Genomic DNA, 23,637 nt, shown 5'->3' on the forward strand with positions numbered 1-23,637 from the left:
TGTACACAGTCGGGGGCAGGCTGCATCGGCCCTGGCCGGGAGTTTTCCCGCGATCGGTCAGTGGAAGACCTCGTCGACGGTTTCGGCGGCGAGAAGCCGTTCGGACCATTTCAGTAGCGTCTCGGCGTCCGCCTGTTCCACCCGGTTCCGGTAGGCCGTTACCGCCTCCGGCCCGTATTTGCGCTCGATCAGGCGCAGCAGCACGGCGGCTTCACCTTGCCGTAACCCTTGTTCCAAACCTTGCTGCAGGCCCTTCTCGATTCCGAACCGTTCCGCACTCGTGACATAGGGCATTTTCTTCGTCTCCTCAAGTTCGTAGACTGCCGTCAGAAATTGACGCTCCAATCCTTCCGGCAAGCGCATCATCCAATCGATCACCCGGAACAATTCCAAGACGACCTCCCGCGGGTATCCCCGCTCGTACAAACGTCGCACCAACTGAAATGTCCAGACGCTGCACTCCTCGGCGTCGCGGCTGGTCTTCGCCCGAAGCTGCGTCATCACCATCAGGGCAAACACGTTCTCGCTCGCCTCCAGTTCCGACCAGCGCGCCTGCCAGTCGAGCAGCTTCACGCAAGGAAACCGGAATTCGATCGCACATCCCCAACGGCTCCACCGGTAGCCCGCGGGCCGAAAGCCCGCCGTCATGTCGGTCAACACCCCGAGACTCACCACGTCCACCCGGTAGCGGTCGAACACGCGATAATGATAGACATACATATGCTCGGCAAATGCCCGTTCCGCCTCGCCCTGGATCTCGACGTCGATCAGCACCCAGGTCTCGCTGCCGTCGCGTGCCCAGACTTTCACCAGCTTGTCCGCATGGCGCCGTCCCGATTCCGCGTCCTGTACCACCTGTTGCATTCCTTATCCAGAAATATCTGGTCCCGGTGCCAGTCCACCTCCGCGTGGATGGCTGGAAACAGCAACGCCATAAACTCCGGGAAGCGGTTTTCCAGGGCTTCCTTCCAGGGGCTGTCATAGTCGTCGCGTTCCGCATTCGGCATCGTTTGCTTCTCGATTGATCCGTCCCGGTAATGGTATATCCCGCCCGGTCAGGCCGCCAGCCCGGGCGGGCAAGGCCGGCTTCACTGGCCCGTACGAGGCTGGGATGCCCCGTCATTTTCGGCCGCGCAGCCGGTTGAAAACGCTAGCCGGCCCAAGGCGCGCTTGGGTTTTCGAGGTTTCCCAAAGGTCCGTAGCGGGTACAACGGTCGCCCGAAAAAATTTGAAAAAGCCTGTCCAGTTCGGTCCTGGCCATACGTCTTTATCGGTACAACCCTGTAACAACTGTGGGAATAGCGATGAAGAAACTCTTGCCGCTCGTCCTTGCTCGGTTTCTCGCCATCAGCCTCGCGCATGCCGATGAAGGAACGGTCGATGTGGACATCCGACCCCAACCGCTCGCCGCCGCTTTGGAAAGCTTGGCCCAAAAGGCCGATTTGCAGCTCCTCTACCCGGCCGACGCGGTGGCCGGCAAGCAAGCGGCGGGGTTTTCCGGAACGTATACGCCGAAGCGGGCGCTGGAAAAACTGCTCGAAAGGACGGGCCTGACGTTTCAATTCACCGGCCCTCGTACGGTGGCGATCCGGACGGACGGCTCCGCCTCTCGGCACTCCGCCGCGCAAATCGACGAATCGTCGCCCATCGACCTGGAAACGGTAGTGGTGACCGCGACCAAGACCGAACGGCCGGCCTCGGAGGTTCCCGCAACCACGGCGGTGATCGACGAGAAGCAGATCAGTCAAATGTACAACCGCGATCTCAGCGACGTGCTGCGGCGCGCCGCCGGACTGGACGTGCAGCGGGCGGGCACCAACGGTATCGCCGTGATCAATATCCGCGGCCTCGGGCTGGGGCGCAGCTCCACGCTGATTAACGGCCAGTTCGCCGATTTTCTCGACCCCGGCATCGGCAATCGTTCGGCCATCCAGACCGTCGACTGGGACAACGTGGATCGGATCGAGATCGTGCGCGGGGCGGGCTCGGCCCTGTACGGCCCGAACGCCATGGGCGGCGTGGTCAACATCATCACCAAGGAGGCGCCCGAAGTACCCAACGTCACCCGGCTGTTCTTTCTGTTCGATTCCCTGCCCACCTACGGCGGCGGCTTCACCACCGGCGGCACCGTGGACAGCGTCGGCTATTTCCTGGATTTCAAGCATCTGAGTTCGGACGGTTACAAGTCCGCGCCCGAACCGGCGTTTTCTCCCGGCGCGATGGGTACGATGATGCACTCGCTGGAAAAGGGCGAATGGAACAAGACCATGGCCGGCGGGCGCTTGAACTGGAATCTATCCGATAAAGCCAATCTGAAGCTCGGATTCAATTACCTGGACGATCACAACAACGCCTTCGATCGCCCGCATACCCCATCCGACGGCCAGTACGGCCAATACAGCCTGGAATATGCTCATTGGCTCACCGACGACGACCAGCTCACCGTCAACCTGAGCTACCGGGACCACCAGACCGACTTGACCTTCGACAGCTATTTCTATCCCTTCTTTCTGACTACCAATCCCCAGTATCTTCTGAAAGAGGACGCCAAGAAACTGAGCGGGGAAATTCGCAACCGCTGGAATATCGCCGAGGGGCATACCCTGCTGGTCGGCTTTTATGGGAGTCAGGACTGGGCGCGGCGGCGCACACTCAACCTCGTCAGCGGGACGCTGGACGACCATCCCCGCAACGACATCACCAATTACGCGCTCTACGGCCAGTATGAGCTGGCGTTATGGGACCGGCTGTTCCTGACCATGGGCGGACGCGGAGACTGGTTCGAGTACGATCTCGACAACGACGTCACCGGGCGAGCCGCCCGGCAGTCCTACGGCATCTTCAATCCGCGCGGCGGCGTGCGTTTCAAGTTCAGCGAGGAAATCTCCCTGCGCGCTTCCGTCGGCACCGGGTTCCGCCCGCCGGATCCGTACGGGCTGACCGGAGCCCGGAATATGCCGTTTTACGAGGTCCGGCCCAATCCGTCTCTGAAGCCGGAGAAATCCGACAGTTTCGATCTCGGCCTGGACGTGACGACGCCGTTCGGATCGAAAATATCCGCTACCGGCTATTACAACCATCTCACCCAATACCAGCTTCTGTCCATGCATCTGGAAGACAGCAGGCTGATCTACCAGACCCGGAATCTCGGAAAGGTCGACAGCTACGGCGCCGAGCTGGAAATTCAGCAGAAGATCACCCCGGAGCTGGGGCTGTTCGTCAACTATACGTACAGCATATCCGAGGCGGCCAGCGATTCGCCGCCCGGCGTCTCGGGCCTGCCGGAGAAGGGCCGGCAGTTGCCTTTGACGCCGCGCAACAAGGCCGCCTTCGGCTTGGTGTACGAATCCAACCGCTTCAGCGGCCGCTTCGAGGGCCGCTACGTGGATCGTCAGTACATTTTCGGGGATAGCCGCAACGATCCGGCCTATGCCCTGGGTTCGTACGTGACGGCCGACTTCCGCGTCACCTACCGGCACCCGATCGGCGAAAAGCAAACCATGGACGTGTCGGCCGGCGTGCGCAATCTGCTGGACCGCCGTTACGAAACCCGGTTCATCGATGTGTTTGCCGAGCCGCGGGTGGGATTCGTCCAGCTGGGGATGGAGTTCTGACCGGCAGGAGAACCCCGCCGGCGATGGGTTTGCCGCGGCAGGACGCCGCGGCGGCCCGCGGCTGCGCCACAGCCGCGGGCAAGGTGAAAAGCAACGTCACTGCTTTTCGGGCCGAAACGTCATGGGACCCGGCATTTCGGCATATCAACGATCCTTTATAGAGCCCGATACGGGCAGGAGTCAATTATGGTACGTGAAATCGTGATCGAAGAACTGGACGCGACGTTCGGCGGCTATGCCGAGACCGCCATGTGCAGCAACCCGGGCCCGATGTGCCCTCCGGGCCAGGTCCATTAAGGCCTTGGTCAGACCGGGGGAGTCCTTCGGGACTCTCCCTCCGTACTTCCGAAACAAGGGATGTCGCGATGACTGTTACCAGCAAAGATTTTCACGTTTTGGACACTGCCCTGGGGCCGGTGGTTTTCCATGCCCCGTCGTACCGCCTGTTCCAGGTGGACGAGGAGACGGCGGAGCGCGTCGGCGCCGCGGAATCGATGACGGACGAGGAGCTGGAGCGCCTGCAAAAGACCCTGATCGGCAAGACCGACGGTCAGGCTTTCCGCCTGAAAACCAGCCTGTTGGGAGAGCATGCGCAACTGAACGGCTTTTATCTCTTCGTCAGCCAGGAATGCAATCTCGCCTGCACCTACTGCTACGGCGACGGCGGCGAATACCACAAGAGCAAGATGAACATGGACGAAACGACCGCGCGGAACTTCGTCGACAAATTTCTGACCGGCGAAAGCCCCACTTACGTCGTCAACTTTTTCGGCGGCGAACCGTTTCTCAATTTCTCGCTGATGCAGAAGGTCGTGGCGTACGCCAAGGAAAAGGGGAAGGAACGGGGCTTCAAGGTCTCGTTCAAGGTGACCACCAACGGAACGGTGTGGAGCGAGCGGATCAAGAAGTTCGTCGACGAGGAAATCGACAATCTTACCGTGAGCCTGGACGGTCCCAAGGACATCAACGACGCGCAAAGGCCGCCGCTGGGCCGTTTTTCGTCTTATGACAAAACCCTCAATACCATCAACGAATTGAAGGCGATCAAGGACAAGCGGTATACGATCCGTACGATTCTGACCAAGAAGAGCTGCGAGAAACTCGACGAGGTATACCGGCATAACAGCGCCCTCGTGGCGCCCGGCGGCGTGGGCATGACCATCGCCGACGTGGACGCCGACAATCCCCTGGCCTTGTCCGATGCGGATTACCGGACGGTTTACGACAGCGTGATCCGGAGGAATTCGGAGAGCCTGAAATCCCTGGCGCAAAGCGACGCCCCAAGCTTCAACGAATATACCTACCAGTTGTGCGAATTGCTGCTGTTCCGCAAGTACCGGCCGAATCCGTGCAACGCCGGCAGAACGGTCGTCGCCATCGCGGCGGACGGAGACATTTATCCGTGCCATCGCTTCGTAGGATACGACCAATTCCGGGTCGGCAACGTCAACGACGATCCGCCCCTGCACGCCGACTATTTCCAGGTGACGAAATCCTTCAAGGACACTTGGGTGGAAGCCAACGAGCATTGCTCCCGGTGCTGGGCCAGGTACCTGTGCGGCGGCAACTGCTACGTCATTTCCTGGCTGCGCGAGGGGGATGTGTTCAAGCCGCCGGCCCGCGAGTGCCATTCCCGGAGACGAGTCTACGACCGGCTTCTGGCCGAGTTCGCCGAGATCATGGCCGATCCGGACAAAAAGGATCGGTTCATGCGCAACGTGACGGCCTTCTATCAGCAGTCCCGCGCTTCCGCCTAGGAGAACAAGACATGCGCAAGACGATCGTTATCGGCCTCTTGGCCGCGTTCTGTTCGCCGCAGTCGTTCGCCGCCGCCTGCGGCCCGGTGTATGGAGCCGACGGCATCGCGGCGGACAAGGACGGCAAGGTGTGGGTCAGCCATTATGAGGACGTGCGTCTCGGCCGGCTCGACCCGGGCAGCGGCGAATTCCACGAATTCCTGCCCAGCACCAAGGGCAATCCGTTCGCCGCGCTCCGCAATACCTGGAGTAAAACGGCGGGCTTCGACTATTCCTTCGATTTCGGCTTGCAGGGCATCGCCCTCGACGAAGCCCGCGGCCTGGTGTGGAGCACCCGCTTCAACGACAACAAGGTGCTGAGATTTTCCAAGGCGGAACGGCAATTCACCGAGCTGACGGTGCCTGGCCAAATCTCCGTCCGCTTCGACATCCCCATCGACGCCCAGGGCAACGTCTGGTTCGTTACGGGCAGCGCTCCGCCGCAGGGCGCCGGCGGCGCCGTGATCAAAGTGTCCCCGGACGGCAAGATCGAGACCTTGCCGTTCCCCCTGGAGAAATTCGGCAGCGGCGCCGTCGCCGTGGACCCGGCGGGACATCCGTGGGTGAGCGCGACGCCGGACAACGGCCGCGCCGAGCTGTACGCCTGGACGGAGGGTGGGTTCAAGCGCCAGGATCTGCCCGACGTGGGCCGCTACATCGGCAGCTTGCACATCGACGCGCGGGGAGACCTGTGGTTCACCGCTCCGGAAAAGAACGCCATCGGCCGTTTGCGCCGGGGAAGGGTCGAGCTGTTCGCCATCCCTACCGCCAATGCCAGCCCCGGAACGATGGCCAGCGATGCCCAAGGCTACCTGTGGTTCACCGAATGGTACGGCCGCAAGCTCGGACGCATCGCCCCCGATGGCACGATCGCCGAATACCCTCTGCCGCCGGAAGAAGAGATTCCCCTCGCCGTGAAGCCCGACCGCGAGGGTCGGGTGTGGTTTTCCGTGGCCTTCAACTACGGCCTGTTCCGGCTCGATCCGGCCACCGGAAAGATCGATGAATTTCCGCTGCCGGTGCCGACCAACTGGTCCAAGAATGCTTCCCAGGGGCTATCGGTCTGCACGGTGCGGAGCAAGAAGACGGCGCTCGTCGCGGACGCCGGCACGGTCAAGACGGAGCAGTCGGCCGCCACCGAGCAGATGGTGCAGAACGCCGTCCTGCGGCATCCCAAAGGCTATCCCCGCAACCGGGACGCGGTGTTGTTCGAGCAAAAATGCCAGACCGCCTGCCACACTTGGTACCGGGTGGACAAGGCCGCCGCGCGGCGCTCGGATTGGGGCCCGACCGTGGACCGGATGATCGAATTCAACGGTGCGGCGATCAGCAAGAAGGAGCGGGAGCGCATCGTGCGCTACATGAACAAGAACTATGCGCAGCTGAAATGATACCGGCAATCGAGGTTTGCGGGCTGATCAAGACCTATCCCGGCGGTGCGCGTGTCCTGAACGGACTGTCCTTCAACGTCGGGACTGGCGAAGTGTTCGGACTCGTCGGCGAGAACGGCGCCGGCAAGAGCACCCTGATCAAGATTCTGGCGACGCTCCTGACGCCGTCCGCGGGACAGGTGCGGATACTGGGCCTGGATACGCGGGAATATCCGGCGCGCATCAAACGCCGGCTAGGCGTGGCGACCCAGGACAGCCATTTGGACGTGCGGCTCTCGGTCCGACAGAACCTCCGCTTCCACGGCCGCTATTTCGGTCTGGACAGCCGGAAGATCGACCACGCGGCGGATTGTTGGCTGGAACGGTTGGGGCTGACGGACAAGGCGGTGGAACGGGTGTATCGGCTGTCCGGGGGCACCCGGCGCCGGCTTATGTTGGCCAAGGCATTCCTCACCGATCCGGATCTGGTGATTCTGGACGAACCTACCGCCGGGCTGGATCCCAAGGCGCGTCTCCAGGTTTGGGAGGCGATCCGGGTTTTTCGCCGCCAAAACAAGACCATTCTGCTTTCCACTCATCATCACGAAGAGGTTCGCGCACTGTGCGATCGTTTACTGTTATTACGGGAGGGCAGGGGAGAATGCCTGAAGACTCTGCAGGAGCCGGCGGCGCCATTTTCCGAGGGAGCCGTTTCGCTGTCCTGAGTTGTCTTTGGGCACTGGTCCTCAGGGATATCGTGGCGGAATTCCAGGACTGGCGGACTACGCTGGCGCGCCTGATTCTGCAGCCCTCGGTGTATCTGTTCGTATTCGCCTACGTGCTCGGCGGCATTGCCGTTTTCCCCGGCGGGGGCGACTATGTCCGGATCGTGGTGCCCGGCGTCGCCGTCATGGCGGTGATGCAGGACGCCATTCAGGGCGCCGGCGGCGCGCTGCTCAACGGCTACTATTTCCGCACCATGGAAGCCTGGCTGCTGGCGCCCGTGAGTCTGCGCATCCTGTTGCTCGCTCGGGTGCTGAGCGGAACCCTGTTCGGCGTCCTCGGGGGAATCGTCGCCAGCGGTATCGGCATGGCCATGCTGGGATTCCGGCCGCATCATCCCGGCCTTTACCTTTTGTTCCTGCTGCTCGGCGCGCTATTTTTCGCCCTGCTGGCGCTATTGGCGTTCGTGCTGCCGAAGTATCCCGACCGCGGCCAGGAGTGGCTCGCATTTCTCATGACGCCGATGGGTTTCTTCGGCTGCACTTTCTACACCTACGCCATGCTGCCGCCCTCCCTCGCGCCGTTTGCGCTGTTTGTCCCCACCACTTATTTCAGCGAGGGTCTGCGCGACGCCGCAAACGGCGTATCGGCGTCCTTCGAACCGCAGGTGCTCTGGTCCGGCCTGGCGGCGGCGCTGACGGTGTGCCTGGCCACGACCGACTGGGCATTCCGCCGGCGCTTCAAGGATTTCCTTTGGTAGATGTCATAGTGCGTTTGTTACGCCGCACTCTGCGGCCATGGGTACTCGTGCTTGCCGTGTCGGCAGCGAGTTTCGTCCCTTTCGTTCGGGCCGATGGCGACCGGGAAGTGATCACCGCCGAGGAGATCGAGCGGCAGAAGCCTGCAACCTTGATGGAACTCCTGAATCGGCTGGTCGGTCTCGGCAGCAGCGGCAATCAGCTCAGCCTGCGCGGCGTGCCTTCCGTGGCCCTGTACGTGGACGGATTCCCGCGCGGCGGCAATGTCGTGGAGGTGGACAAGATCAAACCCCAGGATGTGGCGCGCATCGAGATTCTGCGCGGCGCCGCGTCCAGCCGCTACGGAGCGGAGGCTCTGGGCGGCGCGATAATCGTTACCACCAAGCAGGGATCTAGCCGATGGGGATTGGACGTGGTGCAAGGCTACAATAGCCTCGACAGCCGCTACAGTCGGGCCATCGGCAGCGGCGCCTTCGGGGATGCCGCCCTCCGCTTGAGCTTCGAGGACGGCCTGACCAATAAGGTTTTCATCACGGACCGGCATAACAATCCGTTTCCGTCCCTCGCTCAGACCCAGGATGCCTTTCAAACCAAGCGCGAGGGAAACGCCAAGGGCAGTTACCGCCACGATTGGCTGAATACCGGTGTCGAGGTGAATTATCTGGAACAAACCTACAATTACGGCCGCCCCAACGCCTTCAACGAGTACACGACGATACGCTCCAAGCTGATGGCCGAAGCGGCGTTCGGCGATCTCAAGCTGAGTTCCAACTTGCTCTACCAGGACTATGGCGTCGACGTGTTCCGGGACGCGGGCGGGGTGGACGCCGCCGGGCTCGCGCCGTATTTGCGCGGACTGGAGACGACCCGGACCGTCAATTTGGAGATCCAGGCCGGCTACCGGGACGTCAATCTGGGACTGGTTTACGGCAACGAACGGGAAGCCATCGACCGGCGGCCGGACGGGAGCAAGCGGCGTATTTTCAGGTTGGAGGACACGGTCGATCGGATCGGGGTGTTCGCCGGCTACGGCTTTAATTTCTGGACCGATTGGCGCTTCGATCTGGGTGGGCGCTACGACCTATACAACTATTCCGATATTTCGGTGTTTTCCTCGGAGCGGCTGACCCATGAGCCCGAGACCACGAAAAAGGCGTTCAATCCCAAGGCCAGCCTGTCGTGGAAGGCTTTGCCCTGGCTCAGCCTGCGCACCTCCGCCGCCACCGGCTTCATCCCGCCGGCGCCTTCCACGCTGTATTTCCGCCAGGAGCAGCCGAGTTACCGTATTGTGGCCAATCCCGGGCTCAAGCCGGAGGAATCGCTCACCGTCGACTTCGGACTGGAAGGGAGTTACCGGGACAGCACCAAGTACAGTCTGACTTTCTTCTATACCCGTTGGACCGACAAGGTGGAGATGCTGACCATTGCCGGTACCCCGGCCATCCAAACTTACAAGAACCTGGGCGAGTCGGAATCGAAAGGCGTGGAGTTCAGCCTGAACCAGCGCATTACGGACGATTTGAATGCCTCGCTCAATTACACGCTGAACTTCACCGAGATTACCGATGCTCTGGACCCGGCCGTCATCGGCAACCAACTGCCGTTCCAACCTCGCCACCGGCTAAATGCGGTACTCGATTACCGAGGACCGTGGAGCACTTCAGCCCGCGCCAATCTTCACTACGAATCGGAGCAGTTCATGGACTTCCGCAACATCGTCCGGGACGAACAGGGTATCACCTGGCTGAACGGCGAATACGCCATTCTGGACCTGCTGTTGACCAAGAAGTTTCAGTGGAGCGGTGCCGGCCTGGATCTCACGTTTGCCGTCAATAACCTGTTCGACTCCCGGTATCAGAAAAATTTTTTCCATCAGGACCCAGGACGCGTCTTTCGCGGCGAACTGGCGGTGAAGTTTTGATGCCGAACCCGCCGTTCGGAGGGCCGCGTTACGGCAAACGGGTGGATGCGATGGCCCCATCACGGCGAAGCCCGTCAGGTATCGAATGCCGGAACGAGCGCCCTTGTCGACAAGCCGAAAACTTCGCGGGCGAGCCGACCGCGCCGAGACCGCCACGGATAATCCCGGAAACTTCGGGTGGACGCCCGCTCGGCCCAAAAAGGCAAGCGCAACCACTCGCAGGTCGGCAATCCTTTGCCGACGAAGGCGCCGAGAAGGGATTCGATTCCCGACCTCCTTCGGGCCACGGGGTTCCTTGACCAAACTGTAGGCCGGATTAAGCGAAGCGTATCCGGCACTCGCCTGCCGCCCTTTCGACTTCGCTCTGGACAGGCTTATCCCGACTTGCATTTTGGATGAAGGGGACCGCTTTCCGATCTACGCCGCTATACTGTAGTGAAACTCGCTCTATCCCTCGTCCACGGTTCCGGGGCTCACTTCGAAGCGGCCGATATTCCTGAAAACGGGCGCGGGGTTCACGCCGAAGGTGTCGCGAAAGCTGTGGCTGAAATGCGTCGCGTCGGCGAAACCCGCGTCCAGCGCGGCGCGGGTCATGTTGTCGCTGCCATGGAGCAGCTCCAGGGCGGACAACATTCGCTTCCAGGCTCGGAAGCGGCGGTAGGGGAGTCCGGTGCATCGCCGGAAGAGATGAAGGAACCTTGAGGGCGAAAGTCCGATCAGGCTCGCCAGCTCCTGCTGCGAGAAATTCCGGTCCGGTTCCAGGCAGATCCGTTCGATGACCTGCCGGATACGTCCATCGATCTCGACCGGCGGCTGATCGCGGGTATTCAGCAGACGGTCCAGGCGCTGTTCGACGGCGATACGGTTCGGATCTTCCTCATGGATCCAGCGGAAGCATTCGATCGTCTCGGCGTCCTCGAAAAACCTCACGAACGTGTCTGAATAAGGAAAACGCTTCCGGAATCCTGTCGCGTCGGGGCCGTTTCGCTCCACGAACAGCTTTCCGTGCACGCCGCCGGCCATGTCCAGGGCATGCCGAATCCCCGCGGGCACCACCGCGCAACGGCAACTCCGCCATTCGCCGTCTGCCAGCCTGATCCGAAACGGGCGATAGATGCCCACGTGCAGAACGTCGGCGCCATAGACGTGGTTTTCCAGATGCTGGATCGGGCCGCAATAGAGTACCCGTCCGCGTCCCATGTAAAGCTGCGAAGTCGCTGGATAAAGCGCGCGCATAGCCAGTTTATGCAAGTCCTGTCGGCGAGACGTGAGTACAATCCCGAGCGCCGGCCATAGGCGGAGACGGTCTGGCGGCTCGGCAATCCATAGTGATACGCCGTCCATCATAATGAACCGGAACCGGCGTTTTCCAGAACTTTTCCCGGGAGGATTTCCATGAACGACACAGTGACACGCACGGACTTTAAAGCGCGCTTCGAGGCTTTGCTGAGCCGACTCGCGGCGGATGATCTCATGGGTTACGCCGTCATCGACGTTCCCTCGGATCGAAAACCCTGGCTGGATACCGGCATCGACTTGTCAGCGGGCGAGCGGGTGACCACCTTTGCTGTGGGCAAGACTTACCTCAAGGGCACCGACCTCTGGTTCGGCGCGGATTTCCAGCTATGGTGCCGAATCGGTCAGGATGGCGAAATCTTCCGCGGCACCCGGGCGAGCAACACGTTCACGGCGCAGAAGCCGGGGCGGCTTTATCTCGCCAGCTATTTTCCCGGCGAATGGGCCACCCGAACCGGCGAGTTGGCGACGCCGGACGAAGTCTACGAGCAGGCGAGCGGAAACCTAGCCGCGTTGATCGTACGCTGGCGGGTCGAACCGATCGCAGGACTGAAAAGGCTGGTGGCGCTCGGCGACGTGGACGGCCTGATCGCGTCCGAAATTGACCGTTTGAGCCATCCCGTTCTGCCACCGCCGGGTTGGAACTATCTATGGTTCGTGGGCCCGGCGGAAATCTACCGGCCGTGCCGGACGCCGGAAAAGGAAGCCGCCATTTGCTGCCATACCCATCGCGACGTGGGTTTGCTGCAGAAGGACGTTTCCCTGCCGCTCGAGCCGGACACGCGTTTGCGCTGGGCGTGGCGCATGGATCGCCTGCCCTCGGAGGTGCGCGAGGACACGCTCGCAACCCACGATTACATGAGCATTGCCGTGGAATTCGACAACGGCCAGGACATCACCTATTACTGGAGCGCCGAGTTGCCGGTAGGCACCGCCTACCGCTGCCCGATTCCCACCTGGACCGCGCGCGAAACCCATGTGGCGATCCGTTCCGGCTCCGAGGGGCTGGGCGAATGGTTCGACGAGGAGCGGGACGTTCATCGCGACTACCTGGAGTTCATCGGCGGCCCGCCGCCGGCGCACATCGTGCGGGTGTGGCTGATCGCATTGAGCCTGTTCCAGGGAAAAGAGGGAGAATGCCGGTATGCCGATATCGCGTTCGTGACGAAAGACGGGGTGACGCCGGTAGAATAGGGCGTCAACTCAAGCTCGGCCGCACCCCGGGCGGTGTGGCGCCCACGCCATCAGGCCGTCCGCTCCGAGTCCCCGTCGAAGGGCCTGTCCTGAGCCTCCGTCGAAGGAGCGTTGCGAGGCCGCGGAGCCGTTTTCCGCAATGAGGACCAACGCCGCCCGGCATGCACTCAAGGGCGTGCCGGCGTCATCCAAAAGTTGAGCCATTCCGGGCGGGACGTTGCATCGAGCTTTTCTGGCGCATCGAAGCGGACAGCTGCCGTTTCCAGGGCCGTAGCAGTTACCGCCGGTGATCTCCTTTCTCTGTGGTCTCAGCTGGGCAGCGCTCGCCCGCGGTCAAGTTTTCCGGGCAATGAACGCCCGTCGCCGCGGGGCGAGAGGATAGCCGCCGTAATGTGATGAGACGGTTACCTCGAATCCCGCGTGGCGGAGAAGCCACTCGACTTGAGTACCGTCTAAAACCAGGACCCGATGCCGTTCTTCGGAATGGCGGTAGCCGTGGCCGACCTCCCGGAACACGGTAATGTCCCGAATCAGAAGGCTTTCCTTCCGCCGTTCGGAGACTTCGAGCAATACCGCCCAATCGGTCCCCTTGCGCCAAGTACGGTAGTGCATAGGTTCGTCTTCCGAGCGGACAAGGATATCGAAGGCAAAGACTCCTCCTTTGGGTAGATGGGACGCGATGTTTCGGAACAATCGGTCGAGGCGCGTTTCCGATGGCTCTTCGTCCGTCCAATAGTTCAGGGCTTCTCCCAAGGCGGTGACTGCCACACAGGGGCGGAGGGCTGTCCGGTACAAGGAATCGACGTGAAATTCGGCTTCAGGCGCGGTACGCCGGGCCAGCTCGATCATCGCTGCGGAAACATCGATACCCAAAACCGAATATCTATGCTCCAGGAGTTTTTTTGCCCAAGTTCCGCTTCCGCAGCCGAGATCGATGACCAGGCCGGAATCAAGGCCCTGGCCACGGAACAGCGCCAGCAACTCATCGCCTGCGCCTTCCACCAGATCGGGAAAGCCGAGGTGATGAACATAGGCAAGATCTTCCTGGTAGATCGACGTCATCCCATTGCCTCTGCGTTTCGATTGGGTTTCCGACAGTCGTTGGTTATGGACGCAGGCCGGTCAATGCGGGCTGAAAGAACACCCCGTCGTGGCGCCGGACTGAATGGAAACCTGCTTGGGTCATCAGTTCCGCCAGCCGATCGATGGTGATGGCGTAATAGGTGGAGCGTATAACCCAGGTTTTGCATTCTTCTCCGAGATCGCGGACGACGTAGAAATGAAAGTCGTAGAGATCTCCCCGCCATTCCCACACCTGAAACAGCAGGTGGCGCACCCCGTTTTCGGTGCGAACGCCGTACGGCCTGAACTGGACGCCGCCGCGTTCGAGTGCGGCGTAATCGCGGACGGTGATCAGGCACAGACCGCCCGGCCGCGTGCACTTATAGAATTCGCGTAGCGCCTCCAGGATCTCGTCGTCCGTCAGTAGATGGGGCAGGGCGTTGTCGGCGCAGAGAACCACGTCGAAACCGCCCCCGTGATGGTCGTGGGCGCGGCGCATATCGGCGACGGACCATGCGAGGTCAAGTCCTCGTGCCGGAGCTTCGCGGCGTGCCCGTTCGACCGCCGCCTGAGAGAGGTCGGATGCCGTCACTCGGTACTCCTTCGTAGCCAGCCCCAGCGACTGGGTTCCGATACCGCAGGCCACGTCGAGCACGGTGAGGGCGCCGTCGGGCACGAGCGACCGAATCAGCGCGTCCAGCGCGGTACTCTGTCGTTCGATACTGTCGTTCCAGTTTTCATAGACCAAGTGGTAGAACGGTGCGAGCGCGTCGTAGAACGCGGCGGTGGTCATGAACATCACCTCGGCCGGCCCGTCAAAGCCGCTCCATGCGGACGGCATCGCTGCGATCGGCGCGCGTTTTCGCCAATCGCTGTTCCGCATCCGCCGCGGCGCTGTCTTTGCCCTGCTTTCGATAGACCTCGATCAGTGCCCAGAGGGCCCAGGCGTCGTTCGGCGCCTCCTGAAGCGACGCATCGAATTCCCGCTCCGCCCCGGCGAGATCGCCTTGAAGAAACCGCAGCGCGCCTACCGAGCGACGCACGGGATAGTACCAGTACGGCGGCTCCATGTAGGCAAGCTTTTCTTGAAGCACCGAGGCTTTCTCGAAAGCCGAAACGGCGTTTGCGAGATCGCCCTCGGCTTGAGCAATTCGGGCCGTGAGAACCTCCTGAGCGATTTGCACGATGTCCAGCGCCGGAATGCCGCCTTCCGTCAAGTCGGAAAAGTCCGCCTTCTTGCCGATTTCGATCAGGGCGTCGAGTTCCGCCCGCGCCTCCTTGGGCGCTCCCTGGTCCACCGCCGCAACCCCTCGGGCATAGCGCCACATGGCCTGTACATAGGGGAACTTCGAGCCCGGATCGGCCATTTTCAGGACTGTATCGGGCGGGCCGAACTGAGCGCGGGCGAAGTAAGGCGCGGCCTTGATCGGCTGCACCCAGGGTACGGCGCTGACCATGTCATCGGAAATCACTTCGTCGAGTTTCTGGGCGGCCGCGAGCGCGGTATGGCCGTCGCCTGCCATCTGTGCCGAAACCATCAGAAAATGCACGTTATGCGGGTAATAAGCTTCCGCGTAGATACCCTTAGCGCCGGTTTCCTTCAGATAAGCCTCGTCTACTTCGATAGCGGCGCGGTTGGCTTCGAGAGCGTCCCGATAGCGGCCCAGCCGGTAATACAGGTGCCCGGGCATGTGGACCAGGTGCCCCGCGCCCGGCATTAGCCCGGCCAGGCGGTCCGCGTAAGGTTCCGCCCGCTCGGGACGGTCGGAGGCTTCCGCCATGTGGATGTAGTAATGAATCGCGCCCGGGTGGTCGGGATGGTCCGCCAACACTCGCTCCAGGATGTTCAGGATTTCAGCGGTCCGTCCTTTCGGTTTGCGTCCGTGGTCTTCCCAATAATCCCAGGGCGTAAGATCCATCAGGCTTTCCGCGTACAACGTGGCAATCTCGGCATCCTTAGGGAAGCGCTCGGCCACCTTGCCCATCGCCGCGGCATAGGCTTCGTCCAGGCGTTTACGGTCGGCCTTTGGATTTTTGTCGTAACGTTTCGAAAGCGCTTCGATCAAGCCCTTTTCCGAGGGGCTCGTATGCTTGGCGAGCGCCTTCGCCCGCTCGATCGCCGTCCAGGCCGGGCCGACAGCGGAAGGCTCCATAGGCGCATTGATGTTCGGTCCCAGCACCAAAGCTTCGCCCCAGAAACACATCGCGCATTTGGGATCGAGCTTCTGTGCCATGCGGAACGCCCTTTGAGCCTCCAGGTGGTTGAAAGCATAAGCGAGCCGCAAGCCCTGATCGAAATAGTGCTGGGCGCGGGCGTTGCTCGTGGTGATCTTATAGCTCAGCGTGCCGAGGTTATCCCACAAGGGCGGTTCGCTGTCGACATAAGCGGCCTGGGCGGAAGCGGGTTGCTTTAGATAATGGCCCGCCTCGGTGTGAGCGTGGTTGGCGGCCGGGTTTGCGAAAACGACACGGGTTACGAACAGCAACGCGGCTGCCAGCGTGACATAGTTCGTGCTGTGGTTGCGATGTTTCATATCCGATTCCCATCCTAGTCGCATGGCGTACGGCTGGAGCATTATCGACAGCCGGCCCCGGATCGAACGGCTGGCCGACCTGGAGCGTCGAAGATTCTAAAGAGGACTTGCGCATTTTGCTCGTGAATTTTCCCGGAGAAGACCAAATCAATCCGTATCGGGAAGCATCTCTTCCACTTTGCATATGGATAGCCATAAACGTTTCCGGGTTGTCTTTTGATCCCGTTTCCGCGGCCGGCACGGCATCGTTTGGCGGGATTAGGCCGATCGTGACGCGACAGTCGCAGCGTTGTCTGGGGTTCGCCCTTTCGGCCCGGTTCCGCTCGACAAGATTTGCTGCTGTCCAATTCGTGGGGACGAGAGGCTTTGCGCGAAGTGTAGTGTTTGTGGGAAGGACGAGGGGACGAACCGCGGCGCGCTGGCCGAATCGCCGCCGGTTGCCTAACGTGCCATTGGTTCTGCTTCGAACGCGCCGTGGTTTCGAAGCAAATAACCGCTCACGAAAGATAGTCGGATCTTTCGCGAACCGGTCGGTTCCACATTAAGCTGGGCCCTACCCCCGGTCAGTTTCGCGAGGGTTTATCGCAACTGCGGTTTATCATAGCCGGCGCGGAACAGATAAACCGTGGTGGTGGTCAAGCCATTGCCGTCGCCGGTGTAGTCGAACGTCAGACTAGGGAATTGATCGGCTACCTTGAGCTGCAATGATGCCTGGAATTGTTCTAGCGCCGTCTGGTCGCTATGTTGTGCCACGATCCGGCAGATCGTGGCGCGGCAATGCAGGTCGATGGGAGCGGTTTGGCCGAGTTCTGCGCCGGCTAGGGCCAGCCGCAGACTCTCCTCGGCTTTCGCAACCCAGGCCCGGTCTACGGGCTGAGACTCAAAAGCGGTTTCGATGGCATCGAACTTTTGGCGAAGCTCGGTCTCCGCCTGCGCCTCGTCAAATGGCGGTGCGTACGGATCGATCTCCGAATTTCGTTGGGCTGCCGAGCGGCCAGCATCGGACCGAGACCGTGACACCTCGGCGGCAAGCGTATCCAAGCGCTGCCGCAGATGTTTGACCTCGGTCCGAAGCGCGACGATATCATCCTTGACGGCTTGGGCGGTGAAATCCGGTCTGTCAGCATGCGCATCGGCGCGCGGGTCGGAATCCGGTGCAGCCGCCGCCATGCGCGAATTCACCGTCCCTCCCTGCGATTCGGCCGTTCGACCGTCCCAGATCAGGTAGCCGCCGGCGCAAATTGTCATTACGCTGCCGATGAGCAGCGAAGTACAGCCAGATTTCATCGCTTTTTCCTCGCTCTTCGGTGTCGTCGAAAGCCCTAGTTCTCGATAACACTATAGCTATAGATGCCGGCACCCGGCGGAAGTTGGCACCGAATCACGTAGTAACCGTCGCCCGTGCTGATATTGACGTCTGGTAGTGAAATTTCGCCATTGGCAGGGACAGTGGCGGGTGCAGTGAACGAGCCGGTGTCTGTACTTTTTGGGGCGCCGAATTTGTCGAAGGAATATGCCGTACAGTTGACCGTATCACCAGCCGTCGGCACCCGGACCCGCACTCGAAGATCGGCGCCGTTGACGGATCCCTCCTCATCTTTGATGACAGGACAATGCACTATGTAGGTTGTGGTAGTGCTGGTGTTTTCCAGCCTATTGTTCACCCACCGGAACTGCGTGACCTGGTTCCCTCTTTCGGGATGGCATTCGATCCCGGCGTAATATTTCGTATCGGCGGCGAAGCTCTCGGTCGGCGTGGTTGCGAGTATGCCGATAACGGCAGCGGCAAAGGTAAGAGAGGCAGTGCACTTCATGTTCGACCTCCTATCGCTTCAAGGTTTGGGGTGGAAAGAGATTGCATTCCTGCAATGATTAACCCTTTAAGCAATAGTGATGCCAAATGCGAATTCGACGCGTGCTTCGTCTCGTAGGTTGCTGATGCGAAAAGAAAAATCGAAAATCCAAACACACTCAAGGTGGGAGGGGACACGCTTAACGGAGGGGATCGCTACCGATATTTCGGGATCATGCCGAAATGTCGGCATGATCGATCGTATTTCTTATGTTCTGCGTGTGATCCTGAGTTTTTTCATCCGTGACTCGAGAGTCGATCGCTTGACCCCCAGAAGCTCCGCCGCACCGCCCTTGCCGCTGACACGCCAACCGGTCGCTTCCAGGACCTTGATGATATGGGCGCGCTCGGCTTCCTCCAGAGTCTCGAAGCGCAATGTATGCTCCGGATTTTCGGCCTTGAAGAATTCTTGTTCCAAGCTAAGTTCCGTCCCGCGGCTTAGAATGACCGCCCGTTCGATCACATTTTCGAGCTCACGAATATTCCCCGGCCAGTCATAGGTCTGTAACGAGGTCATGACTCGCGCGGGAATCGTTTCGATCTGCTTCCCATATTTCTCGCCATACTTGCGCAGGAAATGCCGGATGAGCAGCGGCAGATCGTCTCGGCGCTCGCGCAGTGGGGGCAGCAGAATCGGGAATACGTTCAGGCGGTAATAGAGATCCGGTCTGAAGCTTCCTTCTTTGGCGCGCTTGGCGATGTCGCGGTTGGTAGCGGCGAGAACGCGCACATCCACTTTGCGCGTTTCGGTGCTTCCCACCCGCTCAAATTCGCCTTCCTGAAGCACTCGAAGAAGCTTGGCTTGGAGGTCCAGGGGGAGTTCACCGATCTCGTCGAGAAAGAGCGTTCCCTGATCGGCCAATTCGAAGCGGCCGAGTTTCCGTTCTATGGCGCCAGTGAACGCCCCTTTTTCGTGTCCGAACAGTTCGCTTTCCACCAAGTCCTTGGGGATGGCGGCGCAATTGAGTTTGACCAGGACTTTGTCCCTACGACGACTAAGGGCGTGCACCGCCCGCGCCACGACTTCCTTGCCGGTGCCGGTCTCGCCTAGGATCAGAACAGTGGCGTCGGTAGGCGCTACCTGCTGAATTCGATCCACCACCCGGCGCATGACCGGCGATTGCGCGACGAAATCCTCGGCAGCCTGAGAGGCTCGCAATTCCTCTGCGAGGTAGAGATTGATGCCGCATAATCTTTGATGCTCGGCCTCTGCCCGTTGACGCTCTTCAACGTCGCGGAGGATCACGGTGTACAGACCCTGACCGTTGACATCGGCGTAGGAGAAGGTGGCTTCTACCGGAAAGGACGTGCCGTCGGCACGTACGGCACAATGGCCTGGGGGAACCCATACCGGCGCTTTATCCTCGACGCACATGTACTGGCGGAGCAGCTGACACAGTCCGTCGGAGAGAAACCGGCAGCAGGATCCACCGATGGCATCGCTGCTCTGACAGCGGAAGACCCGCTCTGCAGCGCGGTTGAAGAGGACTATGGCTCCTGCCTCATCAAAGGTGACGATGGCATCCATCGCGTTATCGATGATGCTGAAAAGACGCATTTCGTTTTCCTGTAATCGGGCCTCGAGGCGCTTCAAGGTAAGCTGAGTGGTGATACGGCCCAGCACTTCTTCCTGTTGAAAAGGCTTGGTGACGAAGTCGACCGCACCCAGCACGAAGCCTTTGACCTTGTCCACCGTTTCCGTCAGCGCGCTCATGAAGATGACCGGTATATCGCGGGTATCCGGCCGCTCCTTGAAGCGCCGGCAGGTCTCGAGCCCCTCCAGCCTTGGCATCAGAACATTGAGCAGGATCAGGTCCGGGCGAACAGTTTCGAGCTGCTTCAGGGCACTCTCGCCGTTTTCGGCGACCGAGAGGTCGAAGCCTTGTGTGCTCAGTAGTTCGAATAGCGGTTGCAGCTTGGTCGGAGTATCGTCCACGACCAGAATCAGAGGCCTTTTCGCCGCCTTCTCCACCGCCGAGTTCATAGCTCCTCGATGAATCTTGGATAGCAAAAAATCAGGACGCCGTGGAGGTCGATCGGATCGGTTCGCGCTCTGGCATCGAACGATGTCAACGGTTCGTCGATGAGGCGCAATCGAGCCGAAGGCACCCTGTCCGCCGTTTTGCCAAATGGTGTGAGGGTCGATGCGGCACCGAGCCGGAAGACGGAATCGAATATCTCGAAAGCGTTGCGGGTTTCCTCGAGACGTCGCGTCGCCCCGGATGCTTCGAGAGGGATGGCCAAAAGGATCGGAATCGCTGTGCGCATGGCGATGCCACGGCGCTCATTCCTTATGACGCGCCAGACGACAATCGGCGTCTGAAGCACCCGGATCGCCAGTGGGTGTATGGTCTCTACCTTCTGACGATGGAAGCTGTAGCCATTCACCACATTGCCCGCTATCGACCACAGCAAGTGCAACAGGCGATTATGAAAATTCATGTCGCATCTCCATGCGTTGCGGTTCCGTTCGCCAAATCGCCTCAGCGTCCGGTTACACTCTGTCCTTTTGTATCACCGGGTTTCCGAAGACATCCGGCCACTATATCAAAAACGATTCAACCCAAGCATTTAGTACAATTCTGTACGAAATCCCGTGCCGAAGAGCCGGCGATAGCTTCGCTGAACCAGCTTGCCCGGCATGCGACATTCTCGAATCAGCAAGTGGCCGCTGCTTGGTCGAACGTGCACTCAAGGCCGGAAAGGCAAGCAAGTCCGCCGCATCGGCAGCCACTGTCCTCGGCTGGTGTGCCGGATTAACGGACATCCCGAACTGATCGGGCTTGCACGAAAAGGCCCTGCTGAGCCAGAATAACCCTTTGACACGCTCTGAATATTCACTCGTATCCGATCCGATCCATGAATCTCCGTCACTTTGCCATTCGTCGCATCGTCGCCCTGGTGGTCGTCGTGCAAGTGGTGGTGACGCGCGCACCCTCGTGGGTTGGTGGTGAGTAAATAAGATCTGATTCAACAACCCCCGACGGCGCAGGCCGACGGGGGTTTCTTTTTTGGGGCTCCGGGGCTACCGATTTCCGTTAGAGCGTTTGGCCGCGGCGACCGTTACAGTTCGGCAACTACAAACCTCGCAATAAGTCTCATTAGTTAGGCAAGTGCGGCTAAAAGCCGTGACCACGGTTTGATCATACCTACAGCGAGGACGTAGTATGAAATGCAATGACGGACAAAGGACAGGTCGGGTTTTTTCCCAAAAAGACGCTCTCGGGGCGGAGCCCCGGCGCAACTTGTCGAAGGGCTGGTTCGGTCTCGTGACCGGGTTCTGGGTGGCCTCGGTCTACGCCCAGCCGGCTTATACGCCCCATATCATCAACAATCCGACGCCTCGGGCCGAAGCGGGCTTTGGGACATCTGTGGCCAAGGTGGGCGACGTGAACGGAGACGGCAAGGCCGACTTCCTGGTCGGGGCTCCGGGTCATACCGCTGACGGCAATCCTCGTCAAGGCCGGGCATTTGTCTTGAGCGGAGCTGATAGGAGTCTTCTCTACCGGGTGAACCATCCGGAACCTCAAGCCAACGCGCACTTCGGTCAAGCCGTGGCCGGAACGGGCGATGTCAATGGCGATGATATTCCCGACCTCCTCGTAGGGGCTCCCGAGCAGACCGTAAAGGGTAACGATCGGCAGGGTCGGGCTTTCGTTTTCAGCGGTGCCGACGGGCGACTCCTTTACAGCCTAGATACTCCGACGCCCCAGAGCGACGCCGTATTCGGGTTTTCGGTGGCCGATGCGGGCGATGTCAACGGCGACAACATTCCCGACCTGCTGATAGGCGCACCGGGTCAAGACACGCCCGACATGTCCAAGCGTGGCCAGGCTTATGTTTTCAGCGGTGCCGATGGGCGTCCCATTCTGACGCTTAGATACCCGAAATTCGAGGGTAGTGGTTTCGGCCTATCCGTGGCCGGCGCGGGTGACGTCACCGGCGACGGCATTCCCGACTTTCTGGTGGGAATGCCCGGCCTAGGTCGGGTGGGTAGAGCCCTGGTTCTCAGCGGGGCCGATGGCAGCCTCGTTCATATTCTCAATGCAGAACAAGCGCCGGAGGAGAGGGCCTTTTTAGGCTCGGCGGTGGCAGGCGTCGGCGACGTGAACGGCGACGGCGTTCCCGATCTGTTGGTGGGAGCACCGTTTCTGCCAACAGGCGAGTACGGGAGCTTTATCTTCGGAGGCGGGGCATTCGTATTCAATGGAGCCACCGGTCAGCTTTTGTACCAGGTCGAAAACTCGGCCCCGGAGAACAATGCCGACTTCGGTTCTGCCGTAGCCGGATTGGATGACGTGAACGGAGACGGTATTCCCGATCTCCTGGTGGGTGCGCCGGGACGAGAAACCGATGATGCGCCCGAGGGTAAGGTCGTGATTGCGAGCGGGGCGGACGGCCGCGAGCTTCTGGTTCTTCGCAACCCAGGACGTCAAGCTCTTGCCCATTTTGGCCGATCCGTGGCAGGAATCGGGGATGTGAACGATGACGGTGTCCCCGACCTCGTAGTAGGAGTGCCTTTCCAAGATGCGCGGGGTAATCGTGACCAGGGCCGAGCGGTTCTTTTCCTCAGCCGCGCTTCGGCTTCCATTACTTGCCTCGGCGTACCCGCCACGATCGTCGGCACGCCGGGCAACGATATCTTGCGGGGAACACCGGGCGACGACGTGATCGTCGGCCTTGCCGGGAACGACGTGATCGATGGTCGGGGAGGGGACGATCGTATCTGCGGCGGCGACGGCAATGATGTCATCCAGGGCGGTGCCGGCAGCGACAGGGTCGACGGCGGCGCCGGAAACGATGTGATCAACATGGTGGACGGCGTTCGTGGTAACGACACGGTCAACGGCGGCAGCCACGTCAGCGGCGATGTTTGTGTGGCCGACCGAGGAGACACGGTACGCAACTGTAATCCGTGATCGAGTTTGCCGCTTGGCAGTCCCTGATGTTCGAGTTTGCCAGGTCGCAGTTGTTGACGGCGAGCGATTGCAACGGCTGGTTGAGGTTTCCTATAGAAGGTGCCTGTAGCTTGACTACGGGCACTTTCATTCGGGTATTCCGCGGGCACTCGGATAACGTTTTACGAAATGCTTGGATCGGATTTTGTAGCCCTTGGCTAGGTAAAAGCGGTGCGCTTCAAGGCGTCGGTCGCTGCTGGTCAATTCGACCCGGTCACATCCCTTGCCGACGAAGAAATCGTCCGCCACCTTCAGTAGTTCGGTTCCGATGCCTCGCCGCCTGATGTTCTCGTCGACCACCAGAGCGGAAATACGTCCCCATTTTCCACGTTCATGGAGCGGAGCGATGACATGCAGCACGATGGCTCCGACCACCTCCCCGCCGATTTCGGCCACCAAAGCCAAATCTGAATCCGATTCCTCATAGGCCAGGAGCCTTTCCCGAAGTTCGTCGGCTCCGATGGCATAGCCCAGTTGTCGGAACAGCTGGACCAGCCGTTCACAATCCGAGGGTGCGGCTAGACGCACCCTCACGGGCTGTTCTCCAGAATAAGCTGGA

Annotated in this window: 19 protein-coding genes; 8 read left to right on the plus strand and 11 right to left on the minus strand. The window is 60.6% G+C overall.

All coding sequences use genetic code 11. From position 1 onward, the window contains the following. Positions 1 to 57 precede the first annotated feature (57 nt). Both QEN43_RS17345 and QEN43_RS17350 read right to left on the minus strand, forming a co-directional pair. A complete protein-coding gene (locus QEN43_RS17345) occupies positions 58 to 864 on the minus strand; it encodes an RpnC/YadD family protein (RefSeq protein ID WP_317963441.1) in 807 nt (268 codons plus the stop codon). Then, positions 807 to 1,007 carry a hypothetical protein gene (locus QEN43_RS17350; RefSeq protein ID WP_202901090.1) on the minus strand — a complete coding sequence of 67 codons (201 nt, stop codon included), beginning with the start codon at positions 1,005 to 1,007 and terminating at the stop codon, positions 807 to 809. Before QEN43_RS17350 ends, QEN43_RS17345 begins: the two co-directional genes overlap by 58 nt. A 297-nt stretch (positions 1,008 to 1,304) precedes the next feature. On the opposite strand from QEN43_RS17350, the gene QEN43_RS17355 reads away from it, so the two are divergent. The 6 genes from QEN43_RS17355 (at position 1,305) to QEN43_RS17380 (ending at position 10,182) form a co-directional block, all read left to right on the plus strand. Further along, complete coding sequence (locus tag QEN43_RS17355) at positions 1,305 to 3,614, plus strand: TonB-dependent receptor domain-containing protein (protein ID WP_317963442.1); 2,310 nt, start codon at positions 1,305 to 1,307, stop codon at positions 3,612 to 3,614. A 365-nt stretch (positions 3,615 to 3,979) separates the two neighbouring features. Next, on the plus strand, positions 3,980 to 5,371 hold the full coding sequence (locus QEN43_RS17360) for a radical SAM/SPASM domain-containing protein (protein WP_317963443.1): 1,392 nt from the start codon (positions 3,980 to 3,982) through the stop codon (positions 5,369 to 5,371). A gap of 11 nt (positions 5,372 to 5,382) precedes the next feature. Then, the gene (locus QEN43_RS17365) at positions 5,383 to 6,801 is read left to right on the plus strand and encodes a virginiamycin B lyase family protein (protein WP_036267991.1); all 1,419 of its coding nucleotides are present in this window, start codon (positions 5,383 to 5,385) and stop codon (positions 6,799 to 6,801) included. After that, the gene (locus QEN43_RS17370; RefSeq protein ID WP_051331500.1) at positions 6,798 to 7,505 is read left to right on the plus strand and encodes an ABC transporter ATP-binding protein; all 708 of its coding nucleotides are present in this window, start codon (positions 6,798 to 6,800) and stop codon (positions 7,503 to 7,505) included. Before QEN43_RS17365 ends, QEN43_RS17370 begins: the two co-directional genes overlap by 4 nt. Then, positions 7,442 to 8,263 (plus strand): ABC transporter permease, encoded by an 822-nt coding sequence (locus QEN43_RS17375; protein ID WP_084161739.1) that lies wholly within the window; start codon positions 7,442 to 7,444, stop codon positions 8,261 to 8,263. Before QEN43_RS17370 ends, QEN43_RS17375 begins: the two co-directional genes overlap by 64 nt. Then, entirely contained in the window at positions 8,257 to 10,182 is a 1,926-nt protein-coding gene (locus QEN43_RS17380) for a TonB-dependent receptor (protein WP_235726535.1), read from the plus strand. The genes QEN43_RS17375 and QEN43_RS17380 overlap by 7 nt, the downstream gene beginning before the upstream one ends. Before the next feature lie 447 nt (positions 10,183 to 10,629). On the opposite strand, the gene QEN43_RS17385 is transcribed toward QEN43_RS17380, so the two are convergent. Then, complete coding sequence (locus tag QEN43_RS17385) at positions 10,630 to 11,529, minus strand: helix-turn-helix domain-containing protein (RefSeq protein ID WP_084161742.1); 900 nt, start codon at positions 11,527 to 11,529, stop codon at positions 10,630 to 10,632. A gap of 48 nt (positions 11,530 to 11,577) precedes the next feature. On the opposite strand from QEN43_RS17385, the gene QEN43_RS17390 reads away from it, so the two are divergent. Next, entirely contained in the window at positions 11,578 to 12,672 is a 1,095-nt protein-coding gene (locus QEN43_RS17390) for a DUF3047 domain-containing protein (protein ID WP_317963444.1), read from the plus strand. Between the two features lie 333 nt (positions 12,673 to 13,005). Here the strand turns inward: QEN43_RS17390 and QEN43_RS17395 are convergent, their stop codons facing one another. The 7 genes from QEN43_RS17395 to QEN43_RS17425 all read right to left on the minus strand — a co-directional run bounded on the left by QEN43_RS17395 (position 13,006) and on the right by QEN43_RS17425 (position 20,562). After that, complete coding sequence (locus QEN43_RS17395) at positions 13,006 to 13,734, minus strand: class I SAM-dependent methyltransferase (RefSeq protein WP_317963445.1); 729 nt, start codon at positions 13,732 to 13,734, stop codon at positions 13,006 to 13,008. A gap of 43 nt (positions 13,735 to 13,777) precedes the next feature. After that, positions 13,778 to 14,575, minus strand: coding sequence for a class I SAM-dependent methyltransferase (locus tag QEN43_RS17400; protein WP_235726536.1), 798 nt, complete (start codon positions 14,573 to 14,575; stop codon positions 13,778 to 13,780). Next, a complete protein-coding gene (locus QEN43_RS17405) occupies positions 14,550 to 16,268 on the minus strand; it encodes a tetratricopeptide repeat protein (RefSeq protein ID WP_156912673.1) in 1,719 nt (572 codons plus the stop codon). Before QEN43_RS17405 ends, QEN43_RS17400 begins: the two co-directional genes overlap by 26 nt. A gap of 579 nt (positions 16,269 to 16,847) precedes the next feature. Next, positions 16,848 to 17,555 carry a hypothetical protein gene (locus QEN43_RS17410; RefSeq protein ID WP_026609571.1) on the minus strand — a complete coding sequence of 236 codons (708 nt, stop codon included), beginning with the start codon at positions 17,553 to 17,555 and terminating at the stop codon, positions 16,848 to 16,850. Between the two features lie 35 nt (positions 17,556 to 17,590). Then, positions 17,591 to 18,082, minus strand: coding sequence for a hypothetical protein (locus QEN43_RS17415; protein WP_026609572.1), 492 nt, complete (start codon positions 18,080 to 18,082; stop codon positions 17,591 to 17,593). A 246-nt stretch (positions 18,083 to 18,328) separates the two neighbouring features. Next, the gene (locus tag QEN43_RS17420; protein WP_026609573.1) at positions 18,329 to 20,104 is read right to left on the minus strand and encodes a sigma-54-dependent Fis family transcriptional regulator; all 1,776 of its coding nucleotides are present in this window, start codon (positions 20,102 to 20,104) and stop codon (positions 18,329 to 18,331) included. Beyond that, complete coding sequence (locus QEN43_RS17425) at positions 20,101 to 20,562, minus strand: hypothetical protein (protein WP_026609574.1); 462 nt, start codon at positions 20,560 to 20,562, stop codon at positions 20,101 to 20,103. The genes QEN43_RS17420 and QEN43_RS17425 overlap by 4 nt, the downstream gene beginning before the upstream one ends. 725 nt (positions 20,563 to 21,287) lie before the next feature. Between QEN43_RS17425 and QEN43_RS17430 the strand changes: the two genes are divergently transcribed. Further along, positions 21,288 to 23,039 (plus strand): integrin alpha, encoded by a 1,752-nt coding sequence (locus QEN43_RS17430; RefSeq protein WP_026609575.1) that lies wholly within the window; start codon positions 21,288 to 21,290, stop codon positions 23,037 to 23,039. A 126-nt stretch (positions 23,040 to 23,165) separates the two neighbouring features. On the opposite strand, the gene QEN43_RS17435 is transcribed toward QEN43_RS17430, so the two are convergent. Further along, positions 23,166 to 23,612 (minus strand): GNAT family N-acetyltransferase, encoded by a 447-nt coding sequence (locus QEN43_RS17435; RefSeq protein WP_026609576.1) that lies wholly within the window; start codon positions 23,610 to 23,612, stop codon positions 23,166 to 23,168. Between the last annotated feature and the right edge of the window lie 25 nt (positions 23,613 to 23,637).

Origin of the sequence: Methylocaldum szegediense, from assembly GCF_949769195.1 — a bacterium.
In the GTDB taxonomy this organism is placed as follows: domain Bacteria; phylum Pseudomonadota; class Gammaproteobacteria; order Methylococcales; family Methylococcaceae; genus Methylocaldum; species Methylocaldum szegediense.